Origin of the sequence: Paenibacillus oryziterrae (genome assembly GCF_042610485.1) — a bacterium.
GTDB lineage: Bacteria > Bacillota > Bacilli > Paenibacillales > Paenibacillaceae > Paenibacillus_AQ.
The window spans coordinates 55345-75946 of record NZ_JBGJZO010000021.1; the positions used below are offsets into that span (position 1 = coordinate 55345).

The following is a 20602-nucleotide window of genomic DNA, read 5'->3' on the forward strand; positions in this document are numbered from 1 at the left end:
TTTAGTGAGAACCTCCCAAGCCCAAAAAGGCGTAGACTACACCAACAAAGAAGGCTGCCACGGTTCCGAATACGATAACCGATCCGGCGAGCTTGAACATATTGGCGCCGACACCAAGCACAAGCCCTTCAGCCCGGTGCTCAAGAGCTGCTGAACACATACTGTTGGCAAAACCAGTAACCGGAACTGCGGAGCCTGCTCCAGCCCACTGCGCAATTTTATCGTAGACGCCAAAGCTGGTAAGTATGACAGAAATCAGAATCAGCATCGCAACGGTGGGGCTTGCAGCTTCCCGTGAAGTCATATCAAATATAGCCATGAAGGCTTCCTGAATGCCTTGTCCAACCACACAGATCAGACCACCGCTTAAAAAAGCGCGCACACAGTTTTTCAGCACAGGCCGGGCTGGTATGAACGGTTTGGACAATTTCTCATAATCCTGTGGAGTTAACGTATCAAGCTTCAACTTGACACCGGAACGTTTCGTTTTCGCGGGCAATAAGCACACCTCCTGTATTTTGGCGAAGGGAGCCGGGCTGACCCGATTTTTAAAGCGACCAGCCAAAGGCTCCTGTTTTTCACTTCGCTTAAAGGTTTTTCCTTATTGTTCGCGCTTTTGCGCCCCGTTATGTCATTCCCCATCAGGAAAAATAAAGCAGAATGATAATCAGGAGTACAAACAGCACCAAGATAAGCACTGTCTCCCTGTCCCGTCTTCTGATGCGGTAATACCTATTCCATCTACTCTTTGGAATGATGTGCCTCGCCCCTGTGATTCCCCTGCTGCCAGCGCCTGAATCATACATCCACCTCACAATCCTTTCCCTAACCCTTCAATAGAGCCACTACAGTAGTGTATTCGTGGGAATACCACCCGGTGTACGATAGACAAGTTGAGCGACAATGTTCATACTATAACTTAGTAACGAAAAGGAGCGATCAACGCATGAATCAGGAAACAATGGAAATGTTCAAAACACTAACGGAATTCCCGTCCGCTTCCGGCTTTGAACGTGAGCTGCGTGCTTATGTTAAGGAAGCAATGACTCCCTATACGGATGAATTTGTGCACGACCGGCTTGGAAGCTTGTTCGGTGTACTGCGCGGCGAAGATGACGGTCCAAAGATTATGGTGGCAGGTCATTTTGACGAAGTAGGCTTCATGGTTACCGGTATCACGGATAACGGGATGATCCGCTTTCAGCCCCTCGGCGGATGGCTGTCTTCAGCAGTATCCTCCCAGCGGCTTCAGATCATTACACCCAAGGGTCCATTGACCGGTGTAGTTGGTAGTACACCTATTCATTTGCTGAGTAATGAAGAGCGCAGCAAGTCCGTCGATATTGGCAAAATGTTCATTGATATCGGTGCGGACAGCCGCGAAGAAGCGCAAAGCTGCGGTGTGGCACCAGGCCAGCAAATCGTTCCCATCTGTCCATTCACCCCTCTTGCCAATCCCAAGAAAATCATGGCTAAGGCCTGGGATAACCGTTATGGTGTAGGCCTTGCGATTGAGCTGATGAAAGAACTGCATGGGAAAAAGCTGCCGAACACAGTATATGCTGGTGCAACTGTGCAGGAAGAAGTAGGTCTTCGCGGAGCGCGGACAGCAGCCAATCTGCTCACCCCTGACATTTTCTTTGGCCTTGATGCCAGCGCGGCTGCGGATATGACAGGCGATCGCCAGGCTTTTGGACAATTGGGCCAAGGAGCTCTGCTGCGTATCTTGGACCCTACGATGATTACCCACCGCGGTTTAATTGAGTACGTTCAGGACACTGCAGATACCCACCGGATCAAGTACCAGTACTTTGTATCTCAAGGAGGAACCGACGCCGGACAAGTGCATGTCAGCGGCATTGGCGTCCCTTCTGCGGTCATCGGTATCTGCTCCCGGTATATCCATACCGCTTCATCGATTATCCACAGCGACGACTACGCCGCAGCTAAAGAACTGCTGGTGAAACTGATAGAGGGGCTGGACCGGACAACGCTGCAGACGATCATTGAGCGCAGCTAAGACGATCTGCCGTTCTGGAACGATCTAGTCTTACAAAAAATGCTCCGTTCGCGGAGCGGTATACCAAGTACCAACGACATGCCTATACATAAACAGGGGTGTCCCAGCAGCCATGTACAACTGGCTTGCGGGACACCCCTGTTTCAATTCCGGCTTGTCAAAGCCGGGATTTCCTTACTTCTTCAGTTTGGCGTATTCAGCCATAACTGACTTGTGAATATCATGGTCGGCAGCAAGGCCGGTATATTTCGTTACGGTCGCTTCTACACCGATGTCTGTAATCGAAGCTTGCAGTTCTAACGCTTCAGGATCATCCTGAATGTTGAATAGCAGAGCTCCTGCCATAGAACGTGTCAGTGCTGTATAACTCAGTCCTCTTTCGAACGCCGCAAGCGCTGGTGAAACCAGACGATCGTTAGGTGACAACTTGCGAATTGGTGAACGTCCTACGCGAGTCACTTCATCAGACATCGAAGGATTGCGGAAACGCTCCAGGTTCTTGTCAATATATTTACTATGCTCTGCTTCGTTGAAACCATGTTTGCTGACAAGAACAGCTCCAGTTTCTTCGAGAACTTCTCTTACCAGTGCAGTCAGTTGTTCGTCGGCCATCGATTGCTGGATGGTTTCGTAACCGCGTAAGTATCCTAAGTATGCGGCAGAACAGTGACCCGTGTTCACGGTAAACAACTTGCGTTCGATATACGGATCAAGATTATCTACATAATGTACGCCTTCAACCGGCGTGTAGCCGGGAATCATTTGCGAAGCTTCGACAACCCACTCGTAGAACGGCTCTACTACAACCTTTAGGATGTCTTCATGATGTTGAAGCGGAACAATCCGGTCTACGGCTGCATTCGGGAACGCAACAACACCTTCTGCCTTGTTACGGGTAGCTTCGTCAAGCTGAGCGTATACCAGTTCTTTCAACTGCGCGCTTCCGCCCAGTGCATTTTCACAAGCGATGACATGCAGAGGTGCAGCAGATGTCTCCAGACGCTGACTGATGCCTTTGGCAATAGCTCCGGCAATGTGCTTCAAGATAGATACGCCGACAGCAGTAGTAACGATGTCTGCTTCTGCGATGGCTGCAATAACAGCCTCTGGTTCAGTAACGCTGCTAAGAGCAGTTACATTCTTCACGATTACAGTTTCTTGCCCTTCACTGGCTAAAGTAACCGGATATTCTCCACGTTCTTTAAGCTGTGATACGAAAGCTTCATTAACATCCACGAAGCATACTTCATATCCCGAGTTGGACAACAGAAGTCCGATAAATCCTCTTCCGATGTTACCTGCGCCAAAATGTACAGCCTTCATTAGAGAGCGCCTCCTTCGAAGATCTCGATGATTGCAGCCGGAGTAGGTGCGTTCATCACACGTTCAATGGCATCATCTTCCGTGAAGATCATCGCTACATTCGTCAGAACCTCCATGTGGTTGTCTCCAGCAGCAGCAATCCCGATGACTACAAAAGCGGGTTCATCTCCGCCAAAATCAACACCTTCTGGAAAACGAACAACAGAAAGACCTGTAGATTTAATGTACTGCTTACCATCCTTGGTACCATGAGGAATAGCCAAACCTCCGCCCATATAGGTGGATACTACCTCTTCCCGTTCCAGCATTTTAGGTACATATTCTTCAGTGACATGACCTGCATCTACAAGCAGTTTTCCGGCAATTGCGATCGCTTCGTATTTATCTTTGGCGTCGGCATGCATCAATATTTTTTGTTCAGACAGTATACTCATATGGTTTCTCTCACTTTCAAATTTTATTTTCGAAAAAACGTAGAAGCTCAGAAGACAAGTAACGCGTGATCTCTGCTTCTGTCCGATCCTCAAGCAGCTGTACTAACTCTGAATTGAGCAACAAGGCACTAATCTCACTGAGTACCTCTAGACTCTCTTTGGAAAGCTTGCGTGGAGCCAGCATCAGGAGAATGACTCTGACCTCTGTTCCCCCTTCCAGAAAAACAGGATGGCGGAGCCGATACAGGGTTAGAGATGACATATGGATATGACTGCTTCGAGTATGAAACAAAGCCAGTCGTGTATCCGGAATAACTTGACTCGCCATCCGTTCCCGCTCCAGCAGACGCTCGAGCAGAATACCGGAATCACCGATTACCCCGCTGCCATTCAGCATATCCAGCATTTCTGACAAGGTACCTGACAGACCCAATCCCCCGTTATCCAACGGATAGAACCGGAAACGTTCAATCAGGCTGACGATCTCATCCAAAATCCCTTTATATCCCCTCATTTTATCAAAAGCGGCCTCATCCCGTACGATCTTCTCATTCTCGCTGTGCGGAGAAGAGGTACGGTCCTTGAAGGTCCGCGTCTGTATATAGTTGAGGAGTTTCTCAATCTCATCCCCGGTTAGCAAGGGACTAATCTTAATATATCTGTCTTTGTCCAGCGGAAGATCGATTGTCGAGATAATAACATCATAATCTTCTTCCCGCATGCGTGCGGCTTCATACCATGAAATATTGCCGAGCACTTCAATCTGCGGCATTTCCTTCATTAATCTCGTAGCTAAAAGCCGGGAAGAGCTAAGGCCGCTGGCACAAACCAGAATCGCCCGTACGTTGCGCCTAAGCTGATTCAGCCTTTCAATGGAAGCTCCGAAATGCATAACCAGAAACCCGATTTCTTCATCCGGTATTTCCAGGTCAAACTTCATGTCACCTACGGCGGAACGGACAATATGAAATAGATACTCATAATCCTTGCGGATTGGGCCAAGCAGAGGATTTCTTATGCGTGTTCCTTCACGGATACGCTTTAGAGCAGGATCTATATGCTCCAGAAGGCCTTCCCGCAACGAACGATCACTTTGAAATGGAATGCCGGTGCGGTTAACTATATTTTCGGTCAGCCGGTATACAATCTCCATGAGCCCTATATCTCCGTAGGCCACGCCAGTAGATGAGAATGAATCCTGTACCCGGTCAAACAAACCAGCAATATATAGAATTTCAACCCGAGAGAAATCCAGATCCAGATTCTCCCCCAGCTTCTGTACAAACTGTTCTGAGCCGGCAATATTTCGATGATCGGACATCCGGGGATACCCGGCTTCCTCTGAGTTTGCAATGCTTTTGCCAATGGAAACCCTTCTAACGGTTACTGCGAGACTTAGCAGCAGTTCCATATAGACGAATTCCGGAAGTTCAGCAGTCCATAACCACTCCATGTCCCAAAGCGTATTCTCAACATCCATCAGATTGCTCTTGCCAACCATCGTGAGCAGCTTTTGAAATACCGGATTATTCTCTGACTGCGAGGAATAACCCACCAGATCGGACTGGTCAAGATGCTCTGCGGCCAAACGGCTTATAGCCCGCCGTTTGTCGATTTCGCTTCCGGTAATTTCAACGCCATATCCTCTTCTGCGGACCAATTGCAATCCGAACTTCTGTACCCATAGCTCGAGCTCATCAAGATCATAGCTTATGGTGGCTACGGTTACCTTCAAAGAATGAGCCAAGGAGAACAACTTAACTGGCTCTTCCGTCTCTAGCAGCAAGCACAGTTCATATACTTTCCGGTCTTCTCCTGAATATTCGGCGGGCTTCTCTTCCTGCAAAAAAAGGCGCAACTCTCCAAGACCGGCCTCCGGGCCGCTCAATTGAATGCCTTTCCCTGATTTCCGGCTGAGATCCAGATCGAAATCGTGCAGAAAGAGCTCTATGTCTTCCATTTCCCGGTGAACCGTTCTTACGCTCACACCGGTCCCTGCAGCGATCTCTGCTGCCGTGATCCCTTCACTGACTCCCAGGAGAAGTAATATGATCTGGCGCTGCCTGGCGGTAATTTTCCTCATGTCAGGTTACCTCGCCTTACACGGAGACAAACGCTGGCTTTGCGGCCAGCGTCTCCTTTATTTAACATTTTACGGTACAGGTTCCCCCGCCAGGCAATAGCCGGGCGGGGGACTTTACCTATTTCATGTACACTGATTTCTCTTATTTCAAACGTTCCACAAGCTCATCATATTTCGGGCTCTTCAGGAAGTTGTCGATGGAGATGTGTTCTGCCTTAGGATTGCTAGCAATTGCACGATCAGTCAATGTTTTTTGTGTGATTACGATGTCTGCATCTGCAGGAATTTCACTTACAGCAGCGTTGACAACTGTAATGTTAATGCCGGCTGCTTGCAGTTTCTTTCTCAGAACGGAAGCGCCCATTGCACTTGAACCCATTCCAGCATCACAAGCGAAGACAATTTTGTTAACGTCTGCTTTGTTGCGGACATTACCAGCCACAGTTGCAGTAGCAGCAGTTTGTGCTGCAGTACCAGCGGCTTTCATGTCTTTAACCTTAGCAGCTGCTTCTTCCAGATCCATATCATCTTCGCCCGATTTCTTAACGGTTTTCAGAAGCACGGATGCGATCAGGAAGGATACTACAGTTGCTACGATAACCCCTGCAAGCATTGGCAGGTAACCGCCTTTTGGCGTCATTGCAAAGTAGGCAAAGATACTACCAGGAGAAGGAGAAGCAACCAGACCTGCATCAAGCAATTGGAACGTGAATGTACCGGATACGCCACCACCGATTACAGCCAGAATCAAACGAGGATTCATCAGGATGTAAGGGAAGTAGATCTCATGAATACCGCCCAGGAAGTGAATGATAATTGCGCCTGGTGCGGAAGATTTCGCAGATCCGCGTCCAACCAGCCAGTAAGCAAGCAGGATACCAAGACCAGGACCAGGGTTCGATTCAAGCATGAACAGAATGGATTTACCAACCCGTGTGGATTCTTCAAGTGCAATCGGACCGAGAACACCATGGTTGATTGCATTGTTAAGGAACAGAACCTTTGCTGGCTCAATAATGATGTTTACGAGCGGCAGCAGGTTGTGATCAACCAGGACTTGAACACCATCGGACAGAATATTAGTCAGACCTTCAATTACCGGTCCAATACCTTTAAATGCTCCCAGTGTGAGGAGACCGCCGATAATACCAAGAGAGAAGTTGTTAACGAGCATTTCGAAGCCGGCTTTGATTTTGCCGTCAACTGCTTTGTCAAACTGCTTCAGAACCCAACCTGCCAACGGACCGACAATCATAGCCCCGAGGAACATTGGGATTGTGGAACCAACGATAACCCCCATCGTTACCGTAGCACCGATAACACCACCGCGTTTACCATGAACCATGCTACCGCCTGTGTAACCGATCAAGAGTGGCAGCAGGTAAGTGATCATTGGACCTACCAGTGTAGAAAGGCTCTTATTTGGAAGCCAGCCTGTATCAATGAATAATGCTGTAATTAAACCCCAAGCGATAAATGCGCCGATATTCGGCATAACCATACCGCTCAGCATACGGCCGAATTGTTGAACTCTCACCCGAGCGCCGCCAGATGAATTTTGTGCCATTCAAATTGCCCCCTTAAAATATTGAATGAGATGCCTTCGGGCTACCTTTTGTGAAGTCATCTTCTATGTACACATCGTAAATCAAAGCGCTTTCTTTGTCACCAAATTGAAAACACGGTTTCGTCATGAACATTGTTGACAACATTTAAGAACGTCTTCGTGCCTAGAGCCATAAGCATCTATTCCTATTAAACTCTCCATTTACCTGTGAAAAAATTCAGAGATCTAGTTCATTTCTACCATATTCGGCTTTGTTTCAGGGATGTTCCAAACTCCTGAAGTCATTTTTTCGCCTGAAGTGCTTTTTTCACCGGTACCATAAATGCCTCAAGATTGTTCCCTTGTACGGTAATATCCGGTTTAATGTGTGAGTTCATGACATTATTCTGTTTAACATTCCAATAGTGATTCACGACAAATACCATAATCTTATTCTTCTTGTCTTCGAACACCAGCTGGCCTACCCCTTTGCCAAAGGTATTCCTTCCAATAACCGTTACGTTATTTAAATAGCTTTTCAGGCCCAGAGTCAGTAGCTCTGCTGCACTCGCGGTATATTCATCCACAAATATATAAATATGCTTAAAATCAATATGCGAAGCATCCGAATAATAGCTATCGGTGTTGCCGTCATTATAGATTAAAGAGCTTGTTACATACTCGGGAAGAAGTACATTCAGCATATTATTGGAGCTGTTCGTATACCCGCCTCCATTATCCCGCATATCAATAACCAGAATTTTACTCTCAGTATCCTGTATCCGATCTAAAACTTCTACAAACTTATCGTCCGTAGTGGCGTTGAAATCATGGATTCTGAAATAAACCATTCCGTCCTCTTCTTTGTAGGATTCCACATCTGCAGCACCCTCAGCGGTCATCAAATCGTAATCATCACCATAAATCGTGTAAGTAAAAATATCGTCCTTGCGTCTGGCGCCATCAATAACTTTAGCAATCTCCGCACTGGAGATCGAAGGACGGTCAAGCCCTTTCAATGACTGTTCAAGATTAGGCAGACTATCCTTATACAAATAATTCTCGTTAAAAAACCGTCTGACTCTCTCGCCAAGTGGCTTCTCTTTATCCTTAAGCTCTTCTTGAATATATAATGCCTGTGAATCCTCGGGGTCCAGCTCCAGACTTTTGGCGCTGAATTCCGCTGCCTGCTTATAATCTTCCAGAAGCATGTACGCATTGGCCATATTGGAATAAGCTTCGCTGTCCTCCGGATCTATCCGGACGGCTTCTTTGAAATTGGTTATTGCCGCATTAAAATTACCCAGATCCAGATTACACTCTCCCGTGAACCAGGCAATATTGGAGGACACTGCATTTAGCTTAGCTGCTTCCTCGCCGAACTTTACGCATCTCAGGTTTCTTTTACCCCAATAAAGAGCTCTGAGCTTGCTGATATAGGCGAACTCATCCTGTGAGTCCAAAGCTATGACTTTCTCGTACAACGGGACAGCCTCTACATATAAAGAGTTATCCATATAGGCATCACCCATGGCAGTATATAAATCCGGGTAGGCGTTATCTACCTTTATTGCTATCTTATATACAGACTCAGCTTTATCTATATCCTCGAGTTCACTGTGTATATTAATCAGCTTTATGTAAATATCCATATTGTCAGGGTATTCTTCCGATAATTCCTGAAAATAATCGAGGGATAAGTTATACTTCTCGTTATCAAAATATAGATCTCCCAGCTTCATTTGCGCCTCGGGAAGATCGGGGAACTTGTCCTTCATCTGTTCATAAAAAGCTTTAACATCTTCGAATTCCATCGTACTTTCCAGCACGTCACCTTTAAGCCGGTAAGCATCGAACTCCTCTGGATTACGCGTGAGATAGCCCTCCGCGAGCGCCAAAGCCTTATCATCTTCATCCAGATTAAGATGGGAATAAATAGCTGTTTCTAGCGCGTCCGGATCATCGGGCTGAAAGGTCAGATATTTATTAATTTGTTCCAATGACTCCTTGTATTTCCCTTGATCATAATAAATTGTACCTTTGCCATAATAGGCACTTTCACTGATGTCGTTCAGTTCTATCGCCTTATCGTATTGGGCAATCGCTTCTTCACTCCGGTTCAAGCCGTACAGTGCATTGCCTTTATTCACATATTCCGTATCCGTATTCGGCAGAATGAGCAGCGATTTATCAATTGCCTCGAGACTTTCCTCGTACTTCCTTAGTTCATTCAGAGCCCAGCTAAGATTATTAAAAGGTGAATCGATAAGCTCCGTCAGCTCTACTTCTTCTTTCAAGTCTTTCAGGCTGGGATGCAGCTGATAGATATCCTCTATTGCTTGTTCAAAATAACCAATCGCTTCTTCGTATTTACCTTCGTCCGTTAATGTATAGCCTTTCTCGTTGTTAGTGCTAATCTCTGTTTCGAGCGGGGACAATTCATTCCAATTCTCAGTAAGCGAACATGCGCTCAAGATAGATCCACATATTAATATTGATGCTATGACAGCAATTCCCCGGCTCCTCATGACAACACCTCATCTGTATATTCTGGTACTCCTACATGATCTACTATCATTAGACTTGAAATTAGTGGAAAATACAATCCGCACGCAAAAAAAACTGCCCTGTTAAAGGGCAGTCATCCAATCAAAAGCGAATCAAACCATATCCAGCGGGATCTTCCAGAGCGGCATAGGGAACGCATCATCCAGTCTCCACTGCTCTTCAGGAGACAGCGTAATGGCTCCCGCTGACGCATTTTCAATAATATGCTCACGGGTAGAAGCCTTAGGGATAGCTGCAACATCATTCTCCCGGATGGTCCAGGCCAGCAGGATCTGAAGCGGGGAAGCATGATGCTCCCTGGCAATCTGCTGCACCGTCTCATTCTCCACGAGCCCCTTGCGCAAGGTTCCGCCTTGAGCGAGTGGAGAGTAGGCCATCACCGGCATCCTGCGGCTTTTGTGCCAAGGCAGTAGTTCATATTCAATGCCGCGGGATCCCAGATGGTAGAGTACCTGGTTAGTGACACAGTGCGTTCCCTCTGTGATCCTCAGCAGTTCCTTCATATCATGGGTATCCAGATTGGAAACGCCCCATCTGGCGATTTTCCCCTGGGATACAAGACGTTCCATGCCCTCCACAGTTTCTTCAAGAGGTGTGTCCCCCCGCCAATGCAGCAGATATAAATCGAGATGGTCCGTTCTCAGACGGTTCAGACTTTCATCACAACTTCTCTCAAGACGTTCTCTACCGGCATTATGCGGATATACTTTCGATACAAGGAACACTTCATCCCGGATTCCCTGAATGGCTTCGCCTACCAAAAGCTCCGAGTTCCCTTCCCCGTACATCTCTGCTGTATCAATCATATCCATTCCGAGCTCCACGCCCAGCCGCAACGCCGCGATTTCTTCCTGCCTACGGTCTGCCTTCTCCCCGATAAACCAGGTCCCCTGGCCAATTCTCGGGATGGAGGCGCCGTCTGCAAGCTTGACCCGGTTTCTCCGGTTCACCTCGGCGATCTTGGCCAAATCTGTCTGATCCATATGATTCATTGTGAACTCCCCCTGCCAGAAAGTAATATGTGTATATCTACTATACTTACCATGCTGGCACATTCAAAACATCGTATAATTGTCTAAATATTTAACAATTAACCTAATATTTTAAGACCGACAGCCGCGCCCAGAATCAGTCCAATGCTAATTACCCGCCGCAAGTTCTTCGCCTCCCCATAGAACAGAATTCCCAGGATCGCTCCACCAGAGGCTCCGATACCTGTCCAAACCGCGTAGGCCGTACTCATTGGGAGGATCTTCATGGCTAGGGACAACAGGAGAAAGCTGCCGCCAAAGCCAAGAATCAGCATCAGAACGGATGAAGTGCTACGCTTCCTCTGGAACTGATTCATCATCGCCACACCAAACATTTCAAAACATCCCGCCAGAATCAGATATAACCATTCCACCACAATCATCCTCCTCTTAACCATTATTTGAGAAACACTTGACCTGATTATTCAGCTTCCTTTGTCTCCATTTTTAATCCAACCACGCCAACCAGTAACACAAACACCAGCAGCAGCTTAACCAGATTCATAGGCTCACCGGATATTAACAGCTCCGCGAGTACGGTTCCAACGGTCCCCAGCCCGACAAATACAGCATAAACGGTACCGACTGGCAGCCGTTTCCCGGCGGATATCAAGGTATAGAAGCTTATAATAATAGCTATAGCAGTCAAGCCCCATTCCAAAACGTTCCCGGCGTGTTTCAGCCCCATAACCCATAGGACTTCAAATATGGCCGCTCCGGCAATCTTCAGCCATTCAGCGTAAGCTTTCATCTCCATTCCCCTCTCTTTCAACTTAAAAACATGACAAACAAATAAGCCCGGAAGGCCATCGTCAGCTGACGATACCTCCCGGGCTTTTATCCCTCCGTGTTGACATGGACTTTAGAATAGCCCGCCCATGCGTTCCCCCTCGGACCAGCCAGCCACAGCAGCTGCGGAACCCTAGAGAACAAATTGTGTATAGATGTTTCATTGTATGTTATCAGATAAACGGCTGCAGCTCAACCCTCAACATATGGAACAGCTACATCGGTTCTGCATAAGCAGTTTCAGGCTGTCACTATAAAGCTGGATGAGATAGGTGGTAAGGCTCTCGATAGAAGCCAGGGTCTCATGATGAATCGGAAGATTAGATGATCTATCCTCCAACCCGCTTTCCTTCATTAATTCCCTGAGTAGCATCACCATCTCCTGAGCTACCTGCCGGATGTTTCCCGGTTTGGAGCTTCGGTAAAGCTCCAGTTCCTGCTTCATTTCCTGCAAACTGCCGGTAACTCCAGCCTTATTCAGTAAATTGAATTGCACCCGCAGCAGCTGCTTATATGGAAGCAGAGTAAGAGAGATGTCTTGATTAAGAGCCGATGATTGCTGACGGGTGAAAGCCTCAAGCTCCTGACGGCAGCGCTGAAGCACAGCATGCAATTCTCTGGGATCAACAGGCTTAAGTAAATAATCCGAAGCCCCTGCACGCATAGCGCTTTGCGCATACCGGAAATCATGAAATCGGCTCAGGACAATCACCTTGACCTTGGGGAAAAACTCATGCAGGTTATTCAGCAGTAGCTTCCCGCCGACTCCAGGCGTGTGAACATCCGTTATCACAATCTGTACGGATGATCGTTTGATTAGACGCAGGACATCTTGGGCATTCTCAGCAATTCCCGCAATCTCCAGCCCCATGGTTTCCCAAGAGCCATAAGTCTTCACTATTTCCCGTCCCGGAGTTTCATCCCCCACCAGCAGTACTTTAATCATTTAAATCCTCCTCTCTTAGCGGGTATTTGGTAAATACTGAAATATAATTTCCTCACTCAAGACTAATAGAGAACCTGAGATTTCCCGTTCACCAGTGCATTTAATTCGCGTAAATCCTCAGCCAGATGCTCTTCGGTGTATTTGCCTTGGCCGAATCCGATCATTGCCCGCAGCGGCATATATTTCATCATGGCATTGAACATCTCCGGGTTATCCTCCATTGCGCTCTCAAGGCCGAATATCGCACTGTATTTCTTGGCCTTTTCAGCTGTCAGCGGATTGTCCAGCAGGTCTCCAACCGTCGTATTGCGGTGAAATGTCACGGTAAGGGGAATCGTTGACTCCACCTCAATGATCGAGCGAAGTCGGATATCTCTGGATGAAGACCCTACGGCAAGCCAGAATTCTCCGCTTTCAACATGCCAGTCGCGGATATCGGTGTTGTAATAGGCAAAAGCACGCTTATCCAGCTCCAGGGTGATCTCCTTCTGTTCGCCGGGCTGAAGCTCCAGCTTACCGAAGTTTTTTAGCTCCAAGACGGGACGAATCACACTGCTCTCAATATCGCCAACGTACAGCTGTACAATTTCCTTGCCTGGGCGGTTCCCTGTATTGCGGACACTTAGACTGACCTGCAGAGTCTCTGTGTCGTTGATACGGGTTTTATCCAAACGTAAGCCACTATACTCAAAGTCCGTGTAGCTAAGTCCATATCCAAACGGGAACAATGGCTCAATTTCCTTTGTGTCATAATACCGGTAACCTACGAAGATACCCTCCTTGTATTCCACCTGATCGCCTTCGCCGGGGAAATTCAGGAAAGACGGGTTGTCACTAAGCTTCACCGGGAATGTCTCGGCCAGCTTGCCGCTTGGGCTGACTACGCCGTATAGAAGATCGGCAACCGCACCGCCAAAAGCCTGACCGCCAAGGTATCCTTCAAGTACACCTTTCGTTAGCTTCAGCCAAGGCATTTCTACAGGAGAACCATTACTGAGGACCACGATAATGTTACTTTGAACTTCGGCTACTGCTTCAAGCAGCGCTATATGGCTCTCTGGAAGGGACAGATGGGTCCGGTCGTAACCTTCGGATTCGTACCTGTCGGGGAGCCCGAGAAACAATACGGCTCTATCTGCCTGTGCCGCTGTCTCCTTCGCCTCCTGAATCAGTCCCTCGTTGCTATCATCCCGGTCCAGCTCGTACCCCTGCGCGTACAGAAGTGTTGTCTGTTCACCGCCAATCGTCTTCATCTCCGTAAAAGCATCATCCAGCCTAGTCGGATTCACATGCGAGCTTCCCCCGCCCTGATAACGCGGCTTCTTGGCAAATTCGCCGATAACGGCAATCTTGCTCTCCGGGGACAACGGCAGTATGCTGTCTTCATTCCGCAGGAGGACCATGCTTTCTCTGGCCATTTGACGCGCCAGACGGTGATGCTCATCCGCGTTAAAATCAGCATTCTCTTTCCGGTTATCGACCGTTTTGTGGACGAAGCTAAGCAGGCGCTCGACTGCAAGATCCAATGTCTCTTCAGAAAGCTCTCCGCTTTGGACTGCGGCCACAATCTTGGCATCTCCTATACCTCCACTAGACGGCATCTCCAGCTCTAATCCGGCCTGAAGCGCTTTAACCCGTTCATTAACGGCGCCCCAATCGGAGACAACAAACCCCTGGAAGCCCCATTCCTCCCGAAGAATCTGTGTCAGAAGATACTCGTTCTCCGAAGCGTACTCCCCATTTACTCTGTTATAGGAGCACATCACGCTCCACGGCTGGCTGTTCTTGACGGCGCCTTCAAAGCCTGCCAGATAAATCTCGCGCAAGGTACGCTCATCAATAATCGCATTTGTAGACATCCTGCGGTGTTCCTGATTATTGGCAGCAAAATGCTTCAGGGATGTGCCGACACCCTGACTTTGTACACCACGGATATGACTTGCACCCATCTCTGAAGACAGGTAAGGGTCCTCCGAGAAATATTCAAAATTCCGCCCGTTGAGCGGTGAACGCTTAATATTAATCCCTGGTCCCAGCAGAACAGCGACATTCTCCGCCTGACATTCGGCACCAAGTGCTTCTCCTACTTTTTCAATTAGCTCACGATTCCAGGAGGAAGCCATACCCGCTGCTGAAGGGAAGCAAGTCGCAGGCACGCTGTTGTGAAGCCCAAGATGATCCGCGCTTTCTTTTTGCTTACGCAAGCCGTGGGGACCGTCGGTTACCATAAGTGAAGGGATGCCGAGTCGGTCAACCCCTTTGGTGAACCAGAAATCCTTACCCGAGCATAAACCGGCTTTCTCTTCCAAGGTCATCCGTGAAATAAGGTCTTTGATTTCCGTATTCATCTTCAGCCTCCATAGACAGGTTGTTGTGATTGCTTTCATTTTAATATACTTCAACCGCCATTTATGGCATTATAATTGTATAATTGGTATTTTGATCGCATAGGGGGGGATATATAAATGACCGGATCTTTCAACAATTCGGAGGGTGTCCAATATATCTGTAGACTGCTGTATGAAGCCTACCAGATCCCTGTGTTCGCTCTGGACAGCAGCGCCAGAATAATTACGGAGCTCCCGCTTACTTTTGAACGCCGGCCTTCAAGTAAGGATACCCCCAGCATGCTGGCGGAAATTGCTGATTACGCGGATGATGCCGATCCTGAAGATCACACGGGCACTGCCACTGACACTGCGCATCCGCTGATCCGAAGTACAAATTATTTAGAGAATTTCATTATCTATCGCTTACCCCGCGAATTTGGTGAAACGGATACCATTGTTATGGGTCCTTCCCTATATGCTCCGATTATTGAAAGCAATGCAGCCACGGTATTTCGTGATAACAATATTTCAGTGAACCAGCAAGGACCTTGGCTTGAATATTACGGCAGCTTGACCGTATTGTCCCGTATGAGGTTATACCATGCCGCGATGCTGCTGTTTTCTCTAATCACTGGCAGAACTTTATCCATCACCGAGCTGTTGTTGGACAATTGTACCCTGGAGAATAAACAGTCCACCAGCGAGAGCCCGGACCTGAGTATCTCCTACCGGCGGGAAAATACCTGGCTTCACCACGAGCCTACGCTGGAGAGAAATCTGATGCAGCATGTCAAAAACGGCAATATCGAGGAGCTGCTGAGGGTTCAGGCTTCCTTTTCCGAAGAGAGCTATGGTCTTCTCTCTAAAAAAAGCCATTTGCGCAGCAAAAAAAACCTCGCCATCGCCTCGATCACCCTGGGGACAAGAGCAGCTATTGAAGGAGGCCTGTTCTGGGAAATAGCCTACACGCTGAGCGATTTTCACATCCAGCATATTGAGGAGTTGAAGGATGTCCCTTCGGTTGAAAGTGCCCAGTTAGCCGCTTTATGTGATTTCGCTGACCACGTCCGCAACAACCGTAGAGCGAAGCTGTCGCGAACCGTTGCCCTCTGCCAGAATTATATTTTCAACCATTTATATGAGGAGCTTTCATTGCCCCTGCTCGCTGAAGTTGCTGGATTGCACGGGAGTTACCTCTCCCAGCTCTTTAAGAAGGAGTCCGGAATTGCCATCAGTGATTATATTCAGCGAGAACGAATTGAGGAAGCCAAGCGGCTGATAGAAGTACCGGGCATTACATTGTCTGACATCGCTACCCGGCTGCATTTCAACGATCAGAGTTATTTCACGAAAGTGTTCAAGAAATATACCGGTTCCACTCCGCGGCAATTCAGGGACAACCGGGGAATTACATCCTAAGAAATCCCTTTTGGCTCATAGCTTTTTGGTTCAAATCATGCCATAATCTACGCAAAGCATTTATTGATAAGGAGCGATGGTAATGAGCATCGGAATCATTTTTGTGGTTGTGTTTGCTTTTATTATTGTACGTGCGATTCTGCGGGATAATCATTCCGGCGGCGGTGGCAGCTCTAAGAAATACAGGAGTGACGACATCTCTAGCAGTTCATTTTTTGCAGGCTCAACCGATCTCTTCATTCCTGACGACAATTCTTCCACGAATCATCATCATCATCACGACGGCGGCGGCCATCATCATTCCGGGCACGACAGCGGCGGATGGGGCGGAGACGGTGGCCATGGAGGCGATTCCGGTGGAGGCGGCGGTGATGGCGGTGGCGGGTGCGACTAAGTCGGTACAGTTAATAAGGCTCCGCTGTTCCCGTTGTCCGGGATCGCGGAGCCTTTGTTTTCGTCCTGTGAAGGGAAGTTTCAAGCCTTTACCATAGTTACGATTAATCCTAAGCAACTACCTCAAATCTGCTGAGTAATACATCTCCATGGAACACCAGATATATGCTCGTCGCCTGTAGGTCCGGAACTATAGATGCTGAAAGTTCATTCCACTGCTGCGGCTTCAAACCTGCGGATACCTTAAGCGTTCCTGCAAGAGGACCCTCCGGCTCATTCATCCGAATTTCTATGCTGCCTCCGGTAACGGAAGAGACCCATGCATGAAACCGGCTGACACCATTCTCAAGCTGTACATCCTTAAATCCAATCCAGGCTCCGTCCTCTTTAGGTCTTACACTGGCACCGCCTGCCTTGCATTCATCCAGATACACCGATTGATAATCATCATAATTCTCTGCCTTGGTTGGAAGTGCAAGATTACGCGGTGGAACCGTCTCGCCATCCACGGTTATCGTCTCCTGCAGAAGGATATCTCCCGAAGAACGGCCAATCATCAGTGTGTATTCACCCTTTTCCACACAGAACTGTTCTCGTGTTACATCCCAGAACGACAACTCAGATACCGGAAGCTCAAACTCCACAGTCTGCGATTGACCCGCGATGGTTGGGATTTTGCGGAATCCCTTCAACTGTTTGAACGGCCGCGTCACCCGGGAGTGTACAGCCTGCACATACAATTGAACGACCTCGTCCCCATCCAATTCCCCGGTGTTATCCACGTTTACGGAGAGCTTGATGACGTCATTTGGTTTATATTCGCGCGAATCCAGACGGAGATTGGAGTAAGACACTTGTGTATAACCCAAACCATGTCCGAACGGATACAACGGTTCTCCGTCAAAATACATATAGGTCCGTTTGCCCTTGATAATATCGTATTCCATCAGCTCCGGCAGTTGATCGACAGAACGGTACCAGGTCATATTCAGCTTGCCGGAAGGGCTGTAATCTCCGAACAAAATATCACCAAGCGCATTGCCAAGCTCTTGTCCGCTGTGGGAAGTATAAAGCACCGCCGGAATATGCTCATTGATCCAAGTAGATGAAATCGGATAACCTCCCACGATAACAACCACTGTATTCGGGTTCGCCGCATACACCGCTTTTACTAAACGTTCCTGCTCCTCCGGAAGGACAATATCCGGTCTGTCGATCTCTTCTTTACCGTTCAGCAAAGGGTGATTGCCGACGAATACGACCGCCGTCTCCGCCGCTTTAGCCGCTTGAACTGCAGCTTCCACGCCGTGTTTTAGAATGATTTTGGTAAAAGAGTGCGCATTCTCTGCTCCGTCCTCTGTCGCTGCCAGCAGCGAACCGTTCCCGGCATCCACAGTTATTGCTTTATTGTTCCATGTGCGCAGCGATACACTGCCATCCGGACCGGGTACCATATTGAAGGCTTCCTTCACATACCAGCCGTAGATTTCATCAGCTGTGGCAGTAAGAGTCCCCTGTTCGCTCAGCGTAACATACTGTCCCCGGCTTGTGGCTTTCAGGATATGGCTGTCCCAGCCCCATGCGGTGTGCTCGAACAATTCGCCTTGCTCGGCCTTGTTATGCAGAACCGAGAGCCTTCCGTCTTCACCCGTCATTCCCACCGTTAGGCCGCTATCTGCAGAAGTCAGCTGGATATGGTCGGAGCCGCTTTCGAAGCTCACCTGCTTACCCGGAAGCTTCTTCATGATGCCTTGAAGCGGAGTAACCCCGTAAGGCAGTGTGCCGGAGTACCAGTCACGGAACACTTCGTCTCCCAGTGGTCCGATCACGGCAACCTTGGACAGCTTCTCTTTGTTCAGAGGTAGCGTATTATTGTTATTTTTGAGCAGGACGATGGATTGTTTGGCTGCTTCCAGTGATAAGTCGATATGCTTTTTGCTGAGAATTACTGAATCATCGATCGCGGCATACGGATTAGCACTTTCTGGATCAAACTCTCCCAGGCGGAAGCGGACTCTGAACGTATTGGAGAGTGCCCGGTCCAGGTCCTCTTCATTGAGCAGCCCTTGTGTGAGCGCCTCATGAACGACTTTGATTGTCTCTTCCGTTTCTTCCGTCACGCTGTCAATGCCATTACGGATCGATTCCGCCATAGAAGCGGCAAAAGACTCATAATAATGATGGTCCTTCACAATTCCGAACAAATCCCCGGCATCGCTGACAATGAACCCGTCCATCTCCCATTCGCCTTTTACAATCTCCTGCACACTCGGATGAAGAATTACCGGCACGCCGTTCACCGAGTTATAGGCCGTCATCATCGACTGCGCCCCGCCCTCCAGGAAAGCGGTTTTGAACGCATTCAAATAATACTCCCTCATATTCCGGGGATCGATGCTGGCGGAGCAGTTGCCCCGTTCGATTTCATTATTATTTCCGAGGAAATGCTTCAGCGTTGCGACCGCTTTCAAATAAACCGGGTGATCTCCCTGTATCCCCTGAACAAGCGCCGTACTGAGCCGACTGGTTAATTCCGGGTCTTCGCCGTACGCTTCTTCAGTTCTTCCCCAGCGTGGGTCACGTTCCATATCGACCGTAGGAGCCCATAGGGTGAGACCGTTGATGGTCGGATTCTTCTTGTAAAAGGCTCTAGCTTCATCGCCGATCGCTGATCCGATTTGTTTCAACAGCTCAGGGTTCCACGTACAGGCCAGTCCGACAGGCTGCGGGAAGGAAGTTGCTTTGCCGAGCCACGCGATACCATGCGCAGCTTCCGTACCATGCTTGTAGGCATCCACGCCGAGACGCTCGATCGCCGCTTGATATTGAGGGATGAGGCTTACCTTTTCTTCGAGAGTGAAACGGGAGATTAGATCCTTCACGCGCTCTTCGAGGGGCAAGTTCATGTTCTGATAAGGAAAAGCTTCGTTCTGCTGGATTGCGGTGTCTGGTGCTTTATGTGCTGACGTATCTACTGCTGTATCTGCCGACAAATTGGCTGTTTTATTAGTTTGCGTTTCCATGTCAATAGCTCCTTTTATCCATTAGTGATAGCGGTTTCATTGCACTCTACCATCATAAAAGATACGGGTTACCGGAAACACCACAACAATTTGCCCAAAAATCCGCTCATAATTAGAGATTAGCGGGGTGGCTAAACATTTCAATGGAACTTTTACCGCTCATTTCGGCCTAACGCCTCATTCAAGTAAATAACGTTTACCATAATTTATTATCATCAAACGAATGTATATACTCATAATGGGATATTCTGCATTTGCAGAAAAGTCTCCCGCTTCAGCTCCTGGCGATACCGGATCCGGTCCATATTAGTTACATGCGGTCCGTATCCTTTAATCTCAATTGCATATTGTACCTGACCCAGCTTCCATACCAAATCAACAAAATATGGCCTCCCGCGCCAGTCTGACACCTCGTATTCAGGATGCCAATTTCTAAAGTGTCCGAAGATCGGCCACCATACCTGCTCCAGAAACAGCTTCTCACCATGCCCATGCCCCCGTTCCAGCCGGTTCTTCCGTTCTCCCAACCTTCTGCACAAATGCTCCTCCAGCCAGCGTCCATGATCTTCCACAACCCCCGTCTTACTTCCCCTTTTTAGGCACAAAAAAATCCCGTACCCCTGCTCAGGGATACGGGACGTGCTTCGTCCTGTTTTTCTCACAGTATATTAACCTTGCGGTTAGTGTGTCAATGACT

16 protein-coding genes and 1 riboswitch are annotated in these 20602 nt (G+C 48.3%); of the genes, 3 read left to right on the forward strand and 13 right to left on the reverse strand.

Features of this window, described 5'->3' with window-relative positions; genetic code table 11:
- Window position 1 precedes the first annotated feature (1 nt).
- Window positions 2-499, reverse strand: a complete 498-nt coding sequence (spoVAC, locus tag ACAN55_RS18755) for a stage V sporulation protein AC (RefSeq protein ID WP_379136263.1) — start codon at window positions 497-499, stop codon at window positions 2-4.
- 447 nt (window positions 500-946) lie between these two features.
- Here spoVAC and ACAN55_RS18760 point away from each other — a divergent pair, with 447 nt between their 5' ends.
- Window positions 947-2020 carry a M42 family metallopeptidase gene (locus ACAN55_RS18760; RefSeq protein ID WP_379136266.1) on the forward strand — a complete coding sequence of 358 codons (1074 nt, stop codon included), beginning with the start codon at window positions 947-949 and terminating at the stop codon, window positions 2018-2020.
- Window positions 2021-2194: 174 nt separating this feature from the next.
- Here the strand turns inward: ACAN55_RS18760 and ACAN55_RS18765 are convergent, their stop codons facing one another.
- From ACAN55_RS18765 to ACAN55_RS18810, 10 genes are all read right to left on the reverse strand, one after another.
- A complete protein-coding gene (locus ACAN55_RS18765; RefSeq protein WP_379136268.1) occupies window positions 2195-3343 on the reverse strand; it encodes a mannitol-1-phosphate 5-dehydrogenase in 1149 nt (382 codons plus the stop codon).
- Window positions 3343-3777 carry a PTS mannitol transporter subunit IIA gene (locus ACAN55_RS18770; protein WP_379136271.1) on the reverse strand — a complete coding sequence of 145 codons (435 nt, stop codon included), beginning with the start codon at window positions 3775-3777 and terminating at the stop codon, window positions 3343-3345. Before ACAN55_RS18770 ends, ACAN55_RS18765 begins: the two co-directional genes overlap by 1 nt.
- Before the next feature lie 16 nt (window positions 3778-3793).
- Entirely contained in the window at window positions 3794-5860 is a 2067-nt protein-coding gene (locus ACAN55_RS18775; protein ID WP_379136274.1) for a BglG family transcription antiterminator, read from the reverse strand.
- Window positions 5861-6002: 142 nt separating this feature from the next.
- The gene (locus ACAN55_RS18780) at window positions 6003-7427 is read right to left on the reverse strand and encodes a PTS mannitol transporter subunit IIBC (protein WP_379136278.1); all 1425 of its coding nucleotides are present in this window, start codon (window positions 7425-7427) and stop codon (window positions 6003-6005) included.
- A 281-nt stretch (window positions 7428-7708) separates the two neighbouring features.
- Window positions 7709-9880: a tetratricopeptide repeat protein gene (locus ACAN55_RS18785; RefSeq protein WP_379136280.1), complete on the reverse strand. Its 2172-nt coding sequence runs from the start codon at window positions 9878-9880 to the stop codon at window positions 7709-7711.
- Between the two features lie 186 nt (window positions 9881-10066).
- Entirely contained in the window at window positions 10067-10966 is a 900-nt protein-coding gene (locus tag ACAN55_RS18790; RefSeq protein ID WP_489685779.1) for an aldo/keto reductase, read from the reverse strand.
- Window positions 10967-11064: 98 nt separating this feature from the next.
- The gene (locus ACAN55_RS18795; protein ID WP_379136283.1) at window positions 11065-11379 is read right to left on the reverse strand and encodes a DMT family transporter; all 315 of its coding nucleotides are present in this window, start codon (window positions 11377-11379) and stop codon (window positions 11065-11067) included.
- 47 nt (window positions 11380-11426) lie between these two features.
- The gene (locus tag ACAN55_RS18800) at window positions 11427-11756 is read right to left on the reverse strand and encodes a DMT family transporter (RefSeq protein ID WP_379136286.1); all 330 of its coding nucleotides are present in this window, start codon (window positions 11754-11756) and stop codon (window positions 11427-11429) included.
- A gap of 73 nt (window positions 11757-11829) precedes the next feature.
- Window positions 11830-11942, reverse strand: a riboswitch (guanidine-I (ykkC/yxkD leader).
- A 51-nt stretch (window positions 11943-11993) separates the two neighbouring features.
- Window positions 11994-12740, reverse strand: coding sequence for a response regulator (locus tag ACAN55_RS18805; RefSeq protein ID WP_379136289.1), 747 nt, complete (start codon window positions 12738-12740; stop codon window positions 11994-11996).
- 62 nt (window positions 12741-12802) lie between these two features.
- Complete coding sequence (locus ACAN55_RS18810; protein WP_379136292.1) at window positions 12803-15088, reverse strand: glycoside hydrolase family 3 C-terminal domain-containing protein; 2286 nt, start codon at window positions 15086-15088, stop codon at window positions 12803-12805.
- 117 nt (window positions 15089-15205) lie between these two features.
- On the opposite strand from ACAN55_RS18810, the gene ACAN55_RS18815 reads away from it, so the two are divergent.
- Window positions 15206-16489, forward strand: a complete 1284-nt coding sequence (locus ACAN55_RS18815; RefSeq protein WP_379136295.1) for a helix-turn-helix domain-containing protein — start codon at window positions 15206-15208, stop codon at window positions 16487-16489.
- A gap of 82 nt (window positions 16490-16571) precedes the next feature.
- Entirely contained in the window at window positions 16572-16883 is a 312-nt protein-coding gene (locus ACAN55_RS18820) for a hypothetical protein (protein ID WP_379136298.1), read from the forward strand.
- Window positions 16884-16992: 109 nt separating this feature from the next.
- Here the strand turns inward: ACAN55_RS18820 and ACAN55_RS18825 are convergent, their stop codons facing one another.
- Window positions 16993-19788, reverse strand: coding sequence for a glycoside hydrolase family 3 C-terminal domain-containing protein (locus ACAN55_RS18825; protein ID WP_379136335.1), 2796 nt, complete (start codon window positions 19786-19788; stop codon window positions 16993-16995).
- Between the two features lie 350 nt (window positions 19789-20138).
- Window positions 20139-20567, reverse strand: coding sequence for a hypothetical protein (locus ACAN55_RS18830; RefSeq protein ID WP_379136300.1), 429 nt, complete (start codon window positions 20565-20567; stop codon window positions 20139-20141).
- Between the last annotated feature and the right edge of the window lie 35 nt (window positions 20568-20602).

Coding starts and splice junctions, on each gene's coding strand:
- ACAN55_RS18815 (WP_379136295.1), top strand. CDS start 15,206: ATGACCGGATCTTTCAACAATTCGGAGGGTGTCCAATATATCTGTAGA.
- ACAN55_RS18825 (WP_379136335.1), bottom strand. CDS start 19,788: ATGAACTTGCCCCTCGAAGAGCGCGTGAAGGATCTAATCTCCCGTTTC.
- ACAN55_RS18780 (WP_379136278.1), bottom strand. CDS start 7,427: ATGGCACAAAATTCATCTGGCGGCGCTCGGGTGAGAGTTCAACAATTC.
- ACAN55_RS18805 (WP_379136289.1), bottom strand. CDS start 12,740: ATGATTAAAGTACTGCTGGTGGGGGATGAAACTCCGGGACGGGAAATA.
- ACAN55_RS18770 (WP_379136271.1), bottom strand. CDS start 3,777: ATGAGTATACTGTCTGAACAAAAAATATTGATGCATGCCGACGCCAAA.
- ACAN55_RS18820 (WP_379136298.1), top strand. CDS start 16,572: ATGAGCATCGGAATCATTTTTGTGGTTGTGTTTGCTTTTATTATTGTA.
- ACAN55_RS18760 (WP_379136266.1), top strand. CDS start 947: ATGAATCAGGAAACAATGGAAATGTTCAAAACACTAACGGAATTCCCG.
- ACAN55_RS18790 (WP_489685779.1), bottom strand. CDS start 10,966: ATGAATCATATGGATCAGACAGATTTGGCCAAGATCGCCGAGGTGAAC.
- ACAN55_RS18775 (WP_379136274.1), bottom strand. CDS start 5,860: ATGAGGAAAATTACCGCCAGGCAGCGCCAGATCATATTACTTCTCCTG.
- ACAN55_RS18765 (WP_379136268.1), bottom strand. CDS start 3,343: ATGAAGGCTGTACATTTTGGCGCAGGTAACATCGGAAGAGGATTTATC.
- ACAN55_RS18810 (WP_379136292.1), bottom strand. CDS start 15,088: ATGAATACGGAAATCAAAGACCTTATTTCACGGATGACCTTGGAAGAG.
- ACAN55_RS18800 (WP_379136286.1), bottom strand. CDS start 11,756: ATGAAAGCTTACGCTGAATGGCTGAAGATTGCCGGAGCGGCCATATTT.